This is a genomic window from Sphingomonas sp. P2_B6 (assembly GCF_056404755.1).
Genome location: NZ_JBFUDK010000001.1, coordinates 540,436 through 557,920, shown reverse-complemented (window position 1 = coordinate 557,920; position 17,485 = coordinate 540,436). Strand labels below are relative to the sequence as shown.

Genomic DNA, 17,485 nt, shown 5'->3' with positions numbered 1-17,485 from the left:
CCGCGCGCCTCATGCCAGCGATCGCAGCGCGTCGCGCAACGCCAGGTCGCGTGGATCGCCGGTCAGCGCGGTGCCCATCCGGTTGGTGACATAGGCATAGGCGATCCCGGTTCGCGGGTCGGCATAGCCGAGCGACCCGCCGGCCCCCGGCGCGCCGAACGCGCCGTCATGCCCGAAGGGCCATTGCGGGCTCGGTTTCATGAAGCCGAGCGAGAATTGCGCCTCGCCGCGCATCACCGCGTCGTAGAAACCATGGGTCGGCGGGCGTGCCGGCGCCATCAGCAGGTCGATCGTCTCCTGCTTCAGCCCGAGATCCCCGTCGCACGCGGCAAAGGCGCTATAAGCGCGGGCGATCCCGCGCGCCGAGCCCACGCCGCCGCCCGATGGAACCTCGAAATCGCGCGTATAGATATGCTCCGGATCATAGGACAGCACCGTGCCCGGGTTCGCGATCATGGCTCGGTGGAAGGGGGAACGCCGCCGTAGCAGGTCGATCTGGAGCCGGAGCGGGAGGGTGAGGAACATCGCGAGCATCCCGGGCGATTCGAGCGGCGCGAGCCGGGCATTGGGAATATCCGGCGGCAGGCGGATATAAAAATCCAGCCCCAGCGGCGATGCGATCTCCTCATGGAAGAACTGCCCCAGGCTGCGATGCCGCGGATCCACGCGCCGCATGATCTCGCCCAGGTAAAAGCCCAGGCTGATGGCGTGATAGGCCTGCCGCGTGCCCGGCTCCCAGGCCGGCCGCTGCCGCTCCATGACGCCCGCCAGCCGGGCGGGATCGGCGATGACGGCATGGTCGACGGGCTCGTCGAATGCATGCAGCCCCGCCTGATGGGCGAGCAGCTGCCGGATCGTGACGCGTTCCTTGCCGGCCTGCGCGAATGCCGGCCAATAGGTGCACACCCGCTCGTCATAATCGAGCCAGCCGCGCGACTGGGCGAGCGCCGCCGTCATCGCCGCCAGCCCCTTGGTGGCGGAATGGACCAGCACCATCGTGTCGGCCTGCCACGGCGTCCCGGTCGCGCGGTCGCGCACGCCGCCCCACAGGTCCACGACCCTTTCGCCGTGACGATAGACGCAGCATGCCCCGCCCAGCTCGCCGCGATGCGTGAAATTCTCGATGAACGCGCGCCGCACCGGCTCGAAGCCCGGCGCGACCTCGCCCCGGATCAGCGGCAGGCCCGATGCGTCACCGACGCTCACAGCGCGGCCCTCCTCAGGCGCAACGCGTTCGCGACGACGCTCACCGAGGACAGGGTCATCGCAGCGGCGGCGATGACCGGGGAAAGGAGGATGCCGAAAAACGGGTAGAGCAGCCCCGCCGCGACCGGGATGCCCGCCGCATTGTAGAAAAAGGCGAAGAACAGGTTCTGCCGGATGTTCGCCATCGTCGCCTCGCTCAGCCGATGCGCGCGCACGATGCCCATCAGGTCGCCGCGCAGCAGCGTGACGCCGGCGCTCTCGATCGCGACGTCAGTGCCGGATCCCATCGCGATGCCGATATCGGCCGCGGCGAGCGCCGGGGCATCGTTCACCCCGTCGCCGGCCATGGCCACGATCTTGCCCGCCTGTTTCAGCCGCTCGACCACCGCGCTCTTGCCCTCGGGCAGGATGTCGGCTTCCACCTCGTCGATGCCGAGCCGGCGCGCGACGGCGTCGGCCGTGGTCCGGTTGTCGCCGGTCAGCATGACGACGGCGATGCCCTTGCGGCGCAGCGCGGCGAGCGCGTCGGGCGTGGTCGCCTTGACCGGGTCGGCGATCGCGACGATCCCCGCCGCGACGCCGTTCACCGCGATGAAGATCGCGGTTGCCCCGTCGCGGCGCAGCAGATCGGCCTGCCCGTCCAGCGCGGCGGTGGCGATCCCGCCTTCCGCCATGAAGCGGCCATTGCCCAGGGTGATCGCCTGGCCGTCCACCCTGCCGGTCGCGCCCCGGCCGCTCGGCGAATCGAAATCGCTGACCGCCGGAATGGCCAGCCCCTCCGCCTCGGCCGCGGCGACGATCGCCAGCGCGAGCGGATGTTCGGAGGCGCGTTCGACCCCCGCCGCCAATCGCAACAGGGTGCGCTCGTCATATCCCGCGCCGGCGACGATCCGGATGACCTTCGGCTTGCCTTCAGTGAGTGTTCCCGTCTTGTCGACAACGAGCGTGTCGATCTTTTCGAGCCGCTCCAGCGCCTCGGCATTCTTGATCAGCACGCCCAGCTCGGCGCTGCGCCCGACGCCCACCAGGATCGACAGCGGGGTCGCCAGGCCGAGCGCGCAGGGGCAGGCGATGATCAGCACTGCGACGGCAGCGACCAGGCCGTGCGCCGCACCCGGCGCCGGGCCCCAGATCGCCCAGGCGGCGAAGGTGAGCAGGGCGATGCCGAGCACGGCCGGCACGAACCATCCGGCGACCCGGTCGGCCAGGCGCTGGATCGGTGCGCGCGATCGCTGCGCCTGCGCGACCATCGCGACGATGCGCGCCAGCATCGTGTCCCGGCCGATCTTTTGCGCGCGCACGATCAGCGCGCCGCTCTGGTTGAGCGTGCCGCCGATCGCCTGGTCCCCCGGCGCCTTGGCGACCGGCATCGATTCGCCGGTGAGCATCGATTCGTCCACGGCCGATCGGCCGTCTTCGACGATCGCATCGACCGGCACCTTTTCGCCCGGGCGCACCCGCAGCCTGTCTCCCACCGCGATCAGCTCGATCGCGACTTCCTCCTCGCTGCCGTCCGCGCTCAACCGCCGCGCGGTCCTCGGGGCCAGGTCGAGCAGCGCCCGGATCGCATCCGAGGTGGAGGCGCGCGCCCTCAATTCGAGCATCTGGCCGAGTAGCACCAGCACGGTGATCACCGCCGCCGCCTCGAAATAGACCGGGACTGATCCGTCCATGCCGAGGAACGTCGCCGGAAAGATCGCCGGTGCCGTCAAGGCCACGACGCTGTAGCTCCAGGCGACCCCGGTCCCCATCGCGATCAGCGTGAACATGTTGAGGTTGCGCGTGCGCAGCGACGTCCAGGCGCGGGCGAAGAAGGGCCAGCCTGCCCACCACACCACCGGCGTCGCCAGGGCGAACTGGATCCAGCCCGAAACCCTTGGCGGAACCAGGTGATGGAGCCAAGGCACCAGATGTCCGCCCATTTCCAGCAGGAAAACCGGCAGCGCAAGCGCGAGGCCGATCACGAAGCGACGCGTCATGTCGATCATTTCGGCGTTCGGCCCGGCATCGACGCTCGCCACCAGCGGCTCCAGCGCCATGCCGCAGATCGGGCAGGCGCCGGGGCGATCCCGGCGGATTTCCGGGTGCATCGGGCAGGTCCAGATCGTCCCCGGCGGCGCTGCGGCCGCGTGCCGGTCCTCGCCGGGAGCGGGCGAAGCATGGGAGTGCGGGTTATCGTGCGAAGCGATCACGGCGTTTCTCCAGCCGGCACGCCGCAAACGTTGCGATCTCATCCGGCGACCTCTGCTTTCATCGGGCATCACGAACCGTGCAATGCGGGAACACCCTTATTGCGGCGATTCACTGGTCTTCATCGTCGGAATATCATGCTCGGCCCGGCGGTCAGTGCCGGCGAAGGCGAAAGGCCTCGGGCGTGCCAATACAGATTTCATGCGGCAACTATTCGCGAGTAACGCCGATACAGGAACCGACGGGGGTCGCGAAATTCGGCCAGTCCCCGCTCAATTGGTGTCGCGCGTCTGTTCGTCGGCGCGTTCTTGGCGTTCCAACATTTATACTGGCCGATACTGCGAACCCCGTGCAGGCCCGTAATAGGGCTCGATTCCGGCCCCTTCGCAGGTGGGTCGCGAAAATCGGCGAATACTGGGCGCCGCGCCGAAGCTTCCAACAGGAATATTCTACGGGGCAGCGCGGCGAAACGGGACAGTCCGGTGTCCCATATCTCCCCGCGCTAATCGCTCGCCCGCGCGAACGGGCCGACCATCGCACCGATAAAGCCGCCCGCTATCTTCGTGCTCAGGATCGTCGCATCCTGGTCCTTCGCCAGCATATGCCAGCGCCCGTCGGCGCCCGCATAAAGGAAGTCGCACCGATCGCCGCGCAGCACGATGCGCAGCCGCACGCGCGTGCCGGCGTAGGGGGTGGAAGCAACGACTATACCATCGACCGGGTCTTTCGGACCGCTGCGCTTCTCCACCGTGATCGCCGTCCCGTTCAGCGTCAGCGCGTAGAAATAGGCCGTGTCCTGCACCACGGCGATCCCCGCCCGGTCGCCCTCGCGCCTCGGCGTGAAGTCCACCATTGTCTCCGCCGTGGCCCAGCCATGCTGCAGCCTTCGGCCGAGGAACGCGGTCTGGCCCGCACCGCCCAGCGCCACCGGACGCGCATCGATCGCCAGCGCGCCGCCGGACAGCCGGCGCCAGCCGGTATCGGTCGCCCGGATCTGCACCCAATAGGGCGCGAGTTTCGTGCCGGCGAACTCGTCGCGCACATGGAAGGCGCCGCTGTTGGGTATCGGTGCGGCCTTGCCCCGCGCCAGCGCGGGCCGGGCATGGACATAGGGCACCGCCGCCCCGGGTGCGGTCACCTCGGGCCAGCCGTTCCGCCAGCGCACCGGCAACAGGAAGGTCTCGCGGCCCGTATTGTAGAAATCGTCCTTGTACGGCCGCGTACCGAGGAACACACTCCACCAGTCGCCCTTCGGCGTCGTCACGAAATCGGCATGGCCGGTCGAGGCGATCGGGAAAGGCCGTGCCGGATCGAGCGTGCGCTGAGTCAGGATCGGATTGACCGGCCCCGGCTCATAGGGGCCAGTGACCGATTTGCTGCGGAACACCACTTCGCTGTGGTTCTCCGCGGTGCCGCCCTCGGCCGCGATCAGATAGTACCACCCGTCCTTGCGAAACAGGTGCGGCCCCTCGATCCAGATCGGCTTGTCCGCCCGCCTGACGCCGCCGTCCACGATGACCGTGCGTGGGCCGAACGGCTTCAGGGTCGTCGCATCGATGCGCTGGATCCAGATCGCCCGGTGGCCGTCATAGCGCGGCTTGCCCTCCGGCACGCCATTGTTGAGGATCCAGGCCGATCCGTCGGTGTCGAAGAACAGCGAGGGATCGATGCCCTCGATCGCGTTCCAGTGCGGGTCGCTCCAGGGGCCGGCGGCGCTCTTCGCTGTCATCACGAAATTGCCGCCGCAATCGACGCACGTTCCGGCCATGTAGAAAATGCCGGCGCGGTAGGTGAGGTCGGGCGCATAGATGCCGCGCGACGTGCCGAGCTGCTTGAAATCGACCTGGCCCGGCCGGTCGATCGCATTGCCGATCTGAGTCCAGTTCACCAGGTCGCGGCTGTGGAACACCGGCAGGCCGGGGAAATAGGTGAAGGTCGAATTGACCAGATAATAATCCCGGCCGACCCGCAGGATCGACGGGTCGGGATAGAATCCCTGCAGGACCGGGTTGCGATACGTGTCCGGTCCGGCCTTCATCGCCCGGTCGACCGGGTCCTCCCCCCTATAGTCGAACCAGGCGAAACGGGCGACAGGGGCCGCCGGCGCGACCGCGCCCATCAGCGGCACTGCCAGCAGAGCGGTGATCGCGACCCGCAGACCCTTGGTGATCGTTTCGCTCCACCCCTTCCTTCCCCGGCGAAGGCCGGGGCCCAGTTGGGGACGGCCCGTGGCGGAAGCTGCGCTTCGTTGCATCGACCTGTCCAACTGGACCCCGGCCTTCGCCGGGGAAGCGAGGTTGGTTCGACCGGCAGGATGCCCCATACGCCTCAATGGTTATGCCGCGGCGTCTTCGCGGCAATGCCGCGATATTTGACCGCCATCTCCAGCACCGCGCCATCCTCCAGCTGCCCGGTCTTTTCGCGGTACAGCTCTTCCCACGGCGTGTTGCTCGACGGGAAGGCCGGGGCGGGGCCGCCCTTGCGCCGCGCGATCTCGGCTTCGTCGACCAGCACGTCGCAGCGCCCGGTGTTGAGGTCGATGCGGATCACGTCGCCGGTGTGCAGCCAGGCGAGCCCGCCGCCGACCGCGCTCTCGGGCGAGGCGTTGAGGATCGAGGGGCTGTCCGACGTGCCCGACTGGCGCCCGTCGCCGAGGGTCGGCAGCCAGGCGATGCCGCGCTGGATCAGCGCGTCGGGCGGCTGCATGTTGACGACCTCGGCCGAGCCTGGCCAGCCGATCGGGCCGGCACCGCGGATGACGAGAATGCAGTTCTCGTCGATCTCGAGCGCGGGATCGTTGATGCGATGATGATAATCGTCCGATCCGTCGAACACGATCGCGCGGCCTTCGAACACGCCTTCCTTGCCGGGGTGGCTGAGATAGCGGTTGCGGAATTCCTCGGAGATCACGCTGGTCTTCATGATCGCGAAGTCGAACAGATTGCCCGAGAAAGCGAGGAACCCGGCCTTCTCCTTCAGCGGCTCGGCGAAGCGGCGGATCACCTCGCGGTCGCGCGACTCGCGGCCGGCGATATTCTCGCCGATGCTGCGCCCGGTCACGGTCAGGCAGCCGCCATCGAGCACGCCGCCCTCGGCCAGTTCGTGCAGGATCGCGGGCACGCCGCCGGCGCGGTGGAACCGTTCGCCGAGGAAGCGCCCGGCCGGCTGCACATCGGCGAGCAGCGGCAGGTCATAACCATGCTCGGTCCAGTCCGACGGGTGGAGCTCGACCCCGGCATGGCGCGCCATCGCCATCAGATGCGGCTGCGCGTTGGAGGAACCGCCGATCACCGTGATGGTGCGGATCGCGTTGAGGAACGCCTCGCGCGTCAGGATCTTCGACGGCCGCAGATCCTCATAGGCCATGTCGACGATACGCCGGCCGGTCTCATAGGCGATCTGCCCGCGTTCGCGGTACGGCGCGGGGATGGCGGCGCAACCGGGCAGCGACAGGCCGAGCGCTTCGGCGACTGCGTTCATCGTCGAGGCGGTGCCCATCGTATTGCAATGCCCGGCCGAGGGCGCGCTGTCGGTCGCGCGGCGCAGGAACTCCTCCTCGTCGATCTCGCCCGCGGCAAGCTTGCGGCGCGACCGCCAGATGACCGTGCCCGATCCGACCAGTTCGCCCTCGTGCCAGCCATCGAGCATCGGCCCGCCGGAGAGCACGATCGCCGGGATATCGACGGTCGAGGCGGCCATGATGCCGGACGGCGTGGTCTTGTCGCAGCCGGTGGTGATGACCACGGCGTCGATCGGATAGCCGTACAGGATCTCGACCAGGCCGAGATAGGCGAGGTTGCGGTCGAGCGCCGCGGTCGGGCGGCGGCAATTCTCGAAGATCGGATGCGTCGGGAATTCCATCGGAATGCCGCCCGCGTCGCGGATGCCCTCGCGGGTGCGCCGCGCGAGATCGACATGGATGCGGTTGCATGGCGACAGGTCGCTGCCGGTCTGGGCGATGCCGATGATCGGCCGTCCGCTGCGCAGTTCGGCGGCGGTGATGCCGTAATTCATGAACCGCTCGAGATAGAGCGCGGTCATGTCCGAGCGCTCCGGATCGGCGAACCAGTCCCGCGAACGGAATGGCTTTACGGGTTCACGCTGCACTATGGCCTCTCCTGGTCGTCTCGAATGGTACCGCTAACGCAAAGATCCGTTACGCTCAACGACGGTCGCGCGCAAACCTCGTCAGGACGGTCGCGCCGACGTCACCGAAGGGCGGCGGCGCGGCGCGGCATCGGACTGGCGGCGCACCAGCTGGAAGTCGAGCTGGCGGTGCTGCGACGGGTCGCGGTGTCCGGCGCGGCGGCTGCGGATTTCCTTCACCAGCAGCTCGACCGCAGCAAGCGACATGTCGGTGATCGGCTGGTGAATCGTTGTCAATTCCGGCCAGATCGTCGTGGCCAGCGCGGTATCGTCGAAGCCGCACACGGTGAGGTCGTTGGGTACGTCAAGCCCGTGACGATGCGCGACCGCGACGGTCGCCGCGGCCATGTCGTCATTGCTGGCGAAGATCGCCGAGGGCGGGTTGGGCGTATCGATCAGATGCTCGGCGGCGTCCAGGCCGGAGCGATAGGTGAAGAGGCCCTGGACGACGAGCTTCTCGTCATAGGGCAGGCCGACCGCTTCGAGCGCGTCGCGATAGCCGGCGAGGCGGCGTTCGCTCGCGGTCTGGTCGGGGTTGCCGATGATGAAGCCGATGCGCTGATGGCCGAGCGCGGCGATGTGGCGCGTCATCGCGAAGGCGGCGCGGTGATCGTCGATGCTGACGGCGGAGAAGCCCGGGGCGGGGTGGCCGCTGGCGACCGTCACCGCCAAGCCGTTCGCCTGGCGCAATACCTCGAGCAGCGGCAGGGAATCGCACAGCGGCGGGGGCAGCACGATTCCCTCGATCCCGCTGCGCAGCAGGCGCGCCGCCGCTTCCTCGGCCTGTTCCAGCCCGTCGCATTTCTCCACCACGATCTGGATGTTGGCGCGGCTGGCATAATCGAGGCTGCCGACCAGGAACTCGCTGAGATAGGCGGCGCTGGGGTTGCTATAGAGCAGCCCGATCCGCACCGGCGCCGCGCCGGCGAGGCTGCGCGCGGCTGGGTTGGGCGAGTAATTGAGCGCGGCGATCGCGGCATTGACCACCTCGCGCGTGGTGGCGCGGACATTGCCTTCGCCGTTCAGCACCCGCGACACCGTCATGGGGGAGACGCCGGCCTTGCGCGCCACATCGGTGATGGTGGCGGTGGTGCGTTGCCGACGGGACGTTTGTTGGCTCAAAGCGTGATGCTCCTCGGCACGGTGGCTATAATGTTGCGGCATGCGCTGCAATGTGAACGTTATATTCGGTGGTGGGGGATAAAAAGAGGGGCGGCCGGATATGCGCCGGCCGCCCTAGGGGAGATCATCCGGCATGGGCAGCGAGGAGCGCCCATGCCGGGACTGGATGGCGGCGTGCGACCACAGCCGCCGCCATCCGGATCAGCAGCGGCCGTGCGGGCCGAAAAACCATGTTTGCAAAGCTGCGGCGTGCGTCGCGACCGCGCGGGCTGCGCCGGCGGATCGGTCGAATGCGCGTTGGTGAAGCAGCTCCCTCATCATCCTGTCCCTTCAGTGCGGGCCTCTTCGTGCCCGTTCCACGCTCCGTGCCATCTGGCATGGTAGCGATCACATGCAGAGCTATTCCTATGTTAGAGAAGTGTCAATCCTCCCGCGCCGGCCTCATCCTTCCTTCATTTCCCGATCTGTTAGCGCTCATCTTCCGGGCTCGTACGGCCAGGAGATCGCTTCATACTCGGCGAGCGGCCTTGCCGGTGGCGCCTCGCCCGCCGGGAGCGGCCGGCCCGATGCGCTGGTCCAGTAAGCGAGGCTCGCGTCGCGCCACCATTGCGCCTCGCGCTGCTGGATCGACAGGAAGCCGTCGGTCTTCGCGAAGCGCTCCCGGTCGATATAGGGAGCAAGCGCCGACCACGCTTCGTGCATGTCGGCCACCTCGCGCACGCCCAGCGAATATTTGCCGGCAAGCTCCTCCCACAAGGTCTTGCCGGACTTCATGCGATAGTCCCAGCCGACATGGTGGAACCACAACAGGTCCTGCTCGGGCGTGGTCTTCACATCGCCGAACTGCCTGGCGAGCACCGGGGCATATTGCGCGACGGCATTGCTGCCCGTCTTGGTCCGGTCATAGCCGATGCCGGTCGCATCGGCCTTGTGATAATAGACCGGGTTCCATTCGGGCCGGGCGAGATCCTTCACCCAGGGGCCGGGGCCGTAATGATGGCTGGTCGCCATCAGATGGGCGAGGCCGAGCGGGGTCATATAGTTCACCACTGCGTCGCGCGAGGTCATCATGATGTCGACGACCCTGGGCGTGACCGCCGGGTTCGGGCCGAAGGTCAGCTCGGACCATTCGCCCGCGACCTGCTTCGCCGAGGCCTGCGGGTCCCAGGCCATGCGGCCGAAGACGAACCAGTTGGCCTGGTTGAAGGTCGATCCGCTCCAGTCGCGGTCGACGCCGATATTGGCGACCCCGGCCATGCCGGTCAGCTTGTACTGGTCGAGATCGCCCTCGATCACCCTGGCGACGGTCGATCCCTTGCCATGGCCGAAGGTGTCGGCCTGCAGCACTTCCTCGTACAGCGGCCCGAGATAGACGAGGTGAGTCGCCATCCCGAGATATTCCTTGGTGATCTGGAATTCCATCATCAGCGGCGTCTTCGGCATGGCGCCGAACAGCGGATGGAAAGGCTCGCGCGGCTGGAAGTCGATCGCGCCATTCTTCACCTGGACGATGACATTGTCCGCGAACTGGCCGTCGAGCGGCTTGAAATCGTCATAGGCCTGTTTGGCGCGGTCCTCGGGATTCTCGTGCTGATAGACAAAGGCACGCCACATGATGATGCCGCCATGCGGGCGCACCGCGGCGGCGAGCATGTTGGCACCTTCCGCATGGTTGCGCTTGTAATCCTGCGGGCCGGGCTGCCCTTCCGAGTTCGCCTTGACCAGGAAACCGCCGAAATCGGGGATCGCCTTGTAGATCTCGTCGGCCTTGRCCTTCCACCAGGCGGCGACCTGCGGGTCGAGCGGGTCGGCGGTCTTCAATCCGCCGATCTCGATCGGGGAGGACCAGCGCGCCGAGAGATAGACCTTGATGCCATAGGGCCGGAACACATCCGCCAGCGCCGCCGCCTTGGCGATATAGGGTGCGGTCAGGCTGTCGGCCTTGGCGTTCACGTTGTTGAGCACGGTGCCGTTGATGCCGATCGAGGCATTGGCGCGGGCATAATCGGTGTAGCGCGGGTCCCTGAAGTCGGGGAGCTTCCACCAGTCCCAGATCGACTGGCCGGCATAGCCGCGCTCGACCGTGCGATCGAGATTGTCCCAATGGTTGAGCAGCCGCAGCTTGAGCTTCGGCGTGGAGGCGATGTCGAGCGCGTCGAGCGGCAGGCCGCGCTGCAGATGCTGGATCAGCGCGAAGCTGCCATAGAGCACGCCCACGCCGCTATTCGCTGCGACAACCGTGACCTTCTTGCCGTCGACCGCAAGGCTGCGGATCAGATAACCTTCGCTGCCGAGCTTGCCGAGCGGGAGGTTGAGCGCCTGGATGCGGGGCTCGCCGGCCGTGCCGAGCAGGATTGCGCCGGGCTGGATGGCGCCGGCCGGCGGTTTCGCGCCGAGCAGGCCCGACAGCGCGCGGTCGAGTTCTTCCGCCGCCTTGAGGATCGAAGGATCGTTGCGCTCGAACAACAGGGCCGTCGCCTGGTCACGGTCGCGGGCCTGGATATCGGTGGGCAGCGGGCGGTAGCGAAGCCAGAGGTCATAGCCGTCCTCGGCCTGCGCGATGCCGGGCAGCGCGCCCAGCGTCAGAAACAATGCCGCGCACCAGGCAATCAACCGACCCATGTCATTCCTCTCCAAACGCACGCGCCACGGCCCTTTGCTTGGCCATCGGCGATTGACAGTCTTTGCCTGACTTAGCATGGTAGCGCTATCAGAAAAAGGCGCTGACGTTGGTGTTGGCCGACGAATCAGCGCCGCCGAGGGGGTAGCCGAATGCCGATGGTCGCGCCGCATGGTCTTCACCGCTCGCTGGCGATTCTGCTCGCCTGCACCGCGCCGATCGCGCTCGCCGGCGCTGCGCCGCCGCCCGTGCCCGTTGCGGAGGCTAACCCGCTCTACAAGAATTCTACCGCACCGATTGCTGCGCGCGTCGACGATCTGCTCAAACGCATGACGCTCGAGGAAAAGGTCGGCCAGCTGCTGACGGTGTGGGGCGCCAAGGCGCAGATGCTCGATGCGAAGAAGCGGATCGATCCGATCAAGGTCGCCGCGCTCTTCCCCAATGGGTTCGGCGGGTTCGCCCGTCCGTCCGATACGCTCGGCGCCGGCTCGCCGCGCGTGACGCCCGGTCACGACGTGAAGGGCACGATCGATGTGGTCAACACGCTGCAACGTTACGCGCTGACGAAGACGCGGCTCGGCATCCCGATCCTGTTCCATGAGGAAGGGCTGCACGGCTATGCTGCGCGGGATGCGACCAGCTTCCCGGTGCCGATCGGCTTGGCCTCGAGCTGGGATCCCGACATGATCCGCCAGATCAACACGATCACCGCGCGCGAGATCGCGGCCCGCGGCGTGACCCTGGCGCTGTCGCCGGTGGTGGATGTCGCGCGCGACCCGCGCTGGGGGCGGATCGAGGAGACGTTCGGCGAGGATCCCTATCTCGTCGGCGAAATGGGCGTCGCGGCGGTGCAGGGCCTGCAGGGCGCGGACAAGGCGGAGAAGCTCGCGCCGGGCAAGGTGTTAGCCACGCTCAAGCATCTGACTGGCCATGGCCAGCCGGAGAGCGGCACCAATATCGGCCCCGCGCAAATTTCTGAACGCGAGCTGCGCGAGAATTTCTTCCCACCCTTCGAGCAGGCGATCACCCGCGCCGCGCCAGGCGCCGTGATGCCGAGCTATAACGAGATCGACGGCACGCCGAGTCATGCGAGCAAATGGCTGCTCGGCGATGTGCTGCGCGGCGAATGGGGTTTCACTGGCGCGATCACCAGCGACTACGATGCGATCGATCAGCTGCGCTCGATCCACCATATCGCAGCCGACCGGACCGAGGCGGCGCTGCTGGCGATCAACGCCGGCGTCGATTCCGATCTGCCCGAGGGCGACAGCTACAAGACGCTGGTCGACTCGGTCCGCGCGGGCAAGGTCTCCGAGGCCGTGATCGACTCTGCCGTGCGCAAAATGCTGGAGATCAAGTTCCGTGCCGGGCTGTTCGAGCATCCCTATGCCGATGTCGCGGCCGCGGTGAAGATCACCAACAATGCCGAGGCACGCGCGCTGGCGCGGACCGCGGCGGCGCGGTCGATGATACTGCTCAAGAATGACGGCACGCTGCCGCTCGCCATGCCGACGGGTGCGGCAAAGCCGACCATCGCGGTGATCGGTCCGAGCGCGGCGGTGGCGCGGCTCGGCGGCTATTACGGCCAGCCGCCGGTGACGGTCTCGATCCTCGACGGGATCAGGGCAAAGCTCGGCGCGCGCGCCACTGTCGTCACGTCGGAAGGCGTGAAGATCACCGAGAATGACGATTGGTGGGAGGACAAGGTCACCCTGGCCGACCCGTCCGAGAATGCGAAGCGCATCGCCGCGGCGGTCGCGCTCGCGAAGGGCGCGAACACCATCATTCTCGCCATCGGCGATACCGAGCAGACCAGCCGCGAAGGCTGGGCGAACAACCATCTCGGTGACCGGTCGAGCCTCGACCTGGTCGGCCAGCAACAGGACCTGTTCGATGCGCTGAAGGCGTTGGGCAAGCCGATTATCGTCGTGATGATCAACGGCCGGCCGCTCGCCATCAACAAGGTCGCGACGGAAGCCAATGCCGTGATCGAGGGCTGGTATCTCGGCGAGCAGGGCGGCAACGCGGTCGCCGATGCGCTGTTCGGCGACGTCAATCCGGGCGGCAAGCTGCCGGTGACGATCGCCCGCTCGGTCGGGCAACTGCCGATGTTCTACAACTACAAGCCATCGGCGCACCGCGGCTATCTGTTCAGCGAGGCGACGCCGCTTTTCCCGTTCGGCTTTGGGCTCAGCTATACCAGCTTCACGGTCGGTGCGCCGCAGCTGTCGGCGACGACGATCCGCCCTGATGGCCAGGTCGAGGTGAAGGTCGATGTCGCCAATACCGGCAAGCGTGCGGGTGACGAGGTCGTGCAGGTCTATGTCCGCGACATGGTCAGTTCGGTGACTCGGCCGGTAAAGGAGCTGAAGGCGTTCCGCCGCGTCACACTCCAGCCGGGCGAGACGAAGACCTTGAGCTTCACGCTCGATCGCCGCGCCTTCCAGATGTGGAACCTCGAGATGAAGCGCGTGGTCGAGCCCGGCCAGTTCGAGATCATGGCTGGGGCGAATTCGGTCGATCTGAAATCCGCTACCCTGACGGTCGCGCCATGATCGGCCGGCGCCAGCTCCTGGTCTGGCTGTCCTCGGCCAGCGTCGCTGCGCTGACGCCGGGGGTCGCCTTCGCGCGCGGCAAAGCGCCGCTCTACAAGGACGCGCGCGCGCCGATTGCCGACCGGGTCAAGGACCTGCTCGGGCGGATGACGCTCGAAGAGAAGATCGCGCAGACCATCGCGCTCTGGGCGACCAAGGCCGAGATCATGGACGGCCTGGCCTTCGATCCGGCCAGGGCGAGCACGGCCTATCCCAACGGGATCGGCCAGATCAGCCGCCCGTCGGACAAGCGCGGCGGGCCCGGCATCGTCAATACCGAAGGCGGCACCGGCGCGCGCTGGCGAACGCCGGCGGACAATATCGCGTTCAACAATGCTGCGCAGCACTGGGCACTGGAAAAGACGCGCCTCGGCATCCCCATGCTGTTCCATGAGGAAGCGCTGCACGGCTTCATGGCGACCGAGGCGACCAGCTTTCCCCAGGCGATCGCGCTGGCGGGAAGCTTTGATACCAGCCTAGTTCGCCGGGTGAACGCCGTCATCGCCCGCGAGGCGCGGGCGCGGGGCGTGCCCTATGTGCTGTCGCCCGTGGTGGATATCGCGCGCGATCCGCGCTGGGGCCGGATCGAGGAGACGTTCGGCGAAGACCCCTATCTCTGCGGCGAGATGGGCGTCGCGGCGGTCGAGGGGCTGCAGGGCGTCGGCAAGGGCGAACGGCTGGCTAAGGACAAGGTGTTCGCCACGCTCAAGCACATGACCGGGCACGGTCAGCCGCAATCGGGCACCAATGTCGGCCCCGCCCAGATCTCGCAGCGCGAGTTGCGCGAGAATTTCTTCCCACCCTTCCGCGAAGTGGTGGAGCGCACCGCGATCGGTGCGGTGATGCCGTCCTATAACGAAATCGACGGCGTACCGAGCCATGCCAATCACTGGCTGCTGCAGGATGTGCTGCGCGGCGAATGGGGTTTTAACGGCGTGGTCGCGAGCGATTATGGCGCGGTCGAGGAACTCGACCGTATCCACCATGTCGCCGCCGACAAGTCCGATGCAGCACGGCGCGCACTGGCCGCGGGCGTGGATTGCGAGCTGCCCGACGGCATCGCCTATCGCATGCTGACCGAGGAGGTGCGCGCGGGCCGGGTGAGCGAAGCGGCGATCGATACCGCGGTGGCGCGCATGCTGACGCTGAAGTTCCGCGCCGGGCTGTTCGAGAATCCCTATGGCGACGCCACGCTCGCCGCGCAGATCACCGGCAACGCCGAAGCCCGCGCGCTGGCGCTGGAGGCAGCCCGCAAGAGCATCTGCCTGCTCAAGAATGACGGCATTCTCCCGCTCAAGGCCGGCGCGCAGAAGGTCGCGGTGATCGGCCCCAATGCCGCCCCGGCGCGGCTCGGCGGTTATTCGAGCGTTCCCAAGCAGAAGATCGGCCTGCTCGACGGCATCAGGGCCAGGCTCGGCGGCGAGGTGATCCACGCCCGGGGCGTCGCCATCACCACCAGCGAGAACCCGACCGACAATGAGGTAATCCTCGCCGATCCCGCGGAGAACCGCGCGATGATCGCCGAAGCGGTCGAGACGGCGAGGGCAGCCGATGTGATCATATTGGCGGTCGGCGACAATGAGCTGACCAGCCGGGAGGGTTTCGCGAAGAACCATCTCGGCGACCGGACCGGCGTCGATCTGCTCGGCGAGCAGAATGCCCTGTTCGAGGCGCTGCACGCACTGGGCAAGCCGGTCGTGGTCGTCGCGATCCATGGCCGGCCGGCGAGCTGGCCGACCGTCGCGGCCAAGGCCAACGCGATCCTCGATTGCTGGTATGTCGGGCAGGAAGGCGGCACCGCCATGGCCGAGGCGCTGTTCGGCGACGTGAATCCGGGCGCCAAGCTGCCCGTCACGGTGATCCGTGACGCAGGCCAGATCCCGTTCTTCTACAACCACAAGCCAAGCGCGCGGCGTGGCTATCTGTTTGACGATGCCGCACCGCTTTTCCCCTTCGGGCACGGCCTCAGCTACACCAGCTTCACTATCGGCGCGCCGACGCTGTCCGCGACCACCATCGCACCGGACGGCAACGTCACCGTCTCGGTCGAGGTCGCCAATAGCGGCGCGCTCTCAGGGGATGAGGTGGTGCAGGTCTATATCCGCCATCTCGATGCCTCGGTCACGCAACCGGTGATGGCCTTGAAGGGCTTCGATCGGGTAACGCTCGCGCCGGGCGAACGGAAGACGGTCCGCTTCATGCTCGGGCCCAAGGCTTTTCGCATCTGGAACGTCGCGATGAAGGAAGTCGTAGAGGGGGGTCGGGTGGAAATCATGGCGGGGAACAGCTCCGCCAATGTCAAAAGCACGACACTGGTAATAGCATGATGCCCTCTCTCCCGAACGGGGCAGGGTGTATCGTCACTAACGGAAAGCTCTGATGCCGAAGATCACCAATGCCCGCGTCATCGTCACTTGCCCCGGGCGCAATTTCGTCACCCTGAAGATCGAGACCGACGAGGGCGTCTACGGCCTGGGCGACGCGACCCTCAACGGCCGTGAGCTGAGCGTCGCGAGCTATCTGCAGGATCATGTCGTGCCCTGCCTGATCGGGCGCGACGCGCACCGCATCGAGGATGTGTGGCAGTTCCTCTATAAGGGCGCCTATTGGCGCCGGGGCCCGGTGACCATGTCGGCGATCGCCGCGGTCGACACCGCGCTCTGGGACATCAAGGGCAAGATCGCCGGTCTCCCGGTGTATCAGCTGCTCGGCGGGGCGAGCCGCGAGGGCGTGATGGTCTATGGCCATGCCAACGGCAAGACGATCGAGGAGACGATCGACAACGCGCTTCATTACCAGTCGCTCGGCTACAAGGCGATCCGGCTCCAGTCGGGCGTGCCCGGCCTTGCCTCGACCTATGGCGTGTCGAAGGATCGCTATTTCTACGAGCCGGCCGATGCCGACCTGCCGACCGAGAATGTCTGGTCGAGCGAGAAATATCTCCGCTCGGTGCCGCCGCTGTTCGAAAAGGCCCGCGAAGCGCTCGGCTGGGACGTGCATCTGCTGCACGACATCCATCACCGCCTGACCCCGATCGAGGCCGGTCGCCTCGGCAAGGACCTGGAGCAATATCGCCCCTTCTGGCTCGAGGATGCGACCCCGGCCGAGAATCAGGCGAATTTCCGCCTGATCCGCCAGCACACCACCAGCCCGCTCGCGGTCGGTGAGATCTTCAACTCGATCTGGGACTGCAAGCAGCTCATCGAGGAGCAGCTGATCGACTATATCCGCGCGACCGTCGTCCATGCCGGCGGCATCACGCATCTGCGCCGCATCGCGAGCTTTGCCGACATGCACAATGTCCGCACCGGCTGCCACGGCGCAACCGACCTGTCGCCAGTGTGCATGGCGGCGGCGCTCCATTTTGACCTGTCGGTGCCGAATTTCGGCGTTCAGGAATATATGCGTCACACCGACGAGACCGATGCGGTCTTCCCGCATGCCTATAGCTATGACAACGGCCTGATGCACCCGGGCGACAAGCCGGGCCTCGGCGTCGATCTCGATGAAGAACTGGCCGCGAAGTACGAATACAAGCGCGCCTATCTCCCGGTGAACCGCCTTGAAGACGGCACGATGACGAACTGGTGATCATGCCGAAGCAACG

The 17,485-nt window shown here is 67.0% G+C and carries 9 protein-coding genes; 3 read left to right on the top strand and 6 right to left on the bottom strand.

What is annotated here, in order from left to right:
• Nucleotides 1–9: 9 nt before the first annotated feature.
• From AC1DX5_RS02370 to AC1DX5_RS02345, 6 genes are all read right to left on the bottom strand, one after another.
• Nucleotides 10–1,206: a serine hydrolase domain-containing protein gene (locus tag AC1DX5_RS02370; RefSeq protein WP_478013999.1), complete on the bottom strand. Its 1,197-nt coding sequence runs from the start codon at nucleotides 1,204–1,206 to the stop codon at nucleotides 10–12.
• On the bottom strand, nucleotides 1,203–3,440 hold the full coding sequence (locus tag AC1DX5_RS02365) for a copper-transporting P-type ATPase (protein ID WP_478013998.1): 2,238 nt from the start codon (nucleotides 3,438–3,440) through the stop codon (nucleotides 1,203–1,205). The genes AC1DX5_RS02370 and AC1DX5_RS02365 overlap by 4 nt, the downstream gene beginning before the upstream one ends.
• Before the next feature lie 458 nt (nucleotides 3,441–3,898).
• Complete coding sequence (locus tag AC1DX5_RS02360) at nucleotides 3,899–5,650, bottom strand: glycoside hydrolase family 43 protein (protein WP_478013997.1); 1,752 nt, start codon at nucleotides 5,648–5,650, stop codon at nucleotides 3,899–3,901.
• A gap of 74 nt (nucleotides 5,651–5,724) precedes the next feature.
• Nucleotides 5,725–7,503, bottom strand: coding sequence for an IlvD/Edd family dehydratase (locus AC1DX5_RS02355; RefSeq protein WP_465171732.1), 1,779 nt, complete (start codon nucleotides 7,501–7,503; stop codon nucleotides 5,725–5,727).
• An 81-nt stretch (nucleotides 7,504–7,584) separates the two neighbouring features.
• On the bottom strand, nucleotides 7,585–8,664 hold the full coding sequence (locus tag AC1DX5_RS02350; protein WP_478013996.1) for a LacI family DNA-binding transcriptional regulator: 1,080 nt from the start codon (nucleotides 8,662–8,664) through the stop codon (nucleotides 7,585–7,587).
• 474 nt (nucleotides 8,665–9,138) lie between these two features.
• A complete protein-coding gene (locus AC1DX5_RS02345; protein ID WP_478013995.1) occupies nucleotides 9,139–11,286 on the bottom strand; it encodes an alpha-glucuronidase family glycosyl hydrolase in 2,148 nt (715 codons plus the stop codon).
• A gap of 156 nt (nucleotides 11,287–11,442) precedes the next feature.
• Between AC1DX5_RS02345 and AC1DX5_RS02340 the strand changes: the two genes are divergently transcribed.
• The 3 genes from AC1DX5_RS02340 to manD are packed head-to-tail and all read left to right on the top strand — an operon-like array spanning nucleotide 11,443 to nucleotide 17,469.
• Nucleotides 11,443–13,839, top strand: coding sequence for a glycoside hydrolase family 3 N-terminal domain-containing protein (locus AC1DX5_RS02340; RefSeq protein ID WP_478014034.1), 2,397 nt, complete (start codon nucleotides 11,443–11,445; stop codon nucleotides 13,837–13,839).
• Complete coding sequence (locus tag AC1DX5_RS02335; protein ID WP_478013994.1) at nucleotides 13,836–16,205, top strand: glycoside hydrolase family 3 N-terminal domain-containing protein; 2,370 nt, start codon at nucleotides 13,836–13,838, stop codon at nucleotides 16,203–16,205. Before AC1DX5_RS02340 ends, AC1DX5_RS02335 begins: the two co-directional genes overlap by 4 nt.
• Before the next feature lie 52 nt (nucleotides 16,206–16,257).
• Complete coding sequence (gene manD / locus AC1DX5_RS02330; RefSeq protein WP_465171736.1) at nucleotides 16,258–17,469, top strand: D-mannonate dehydratase ManD; 1,212 nt, start codon at nucleotides 16,258–16,260, stop codon at nucleotides 17,467–17,469.
• Nucleotides 17,470–17,485: the final 16 nt, after the last annotated feature.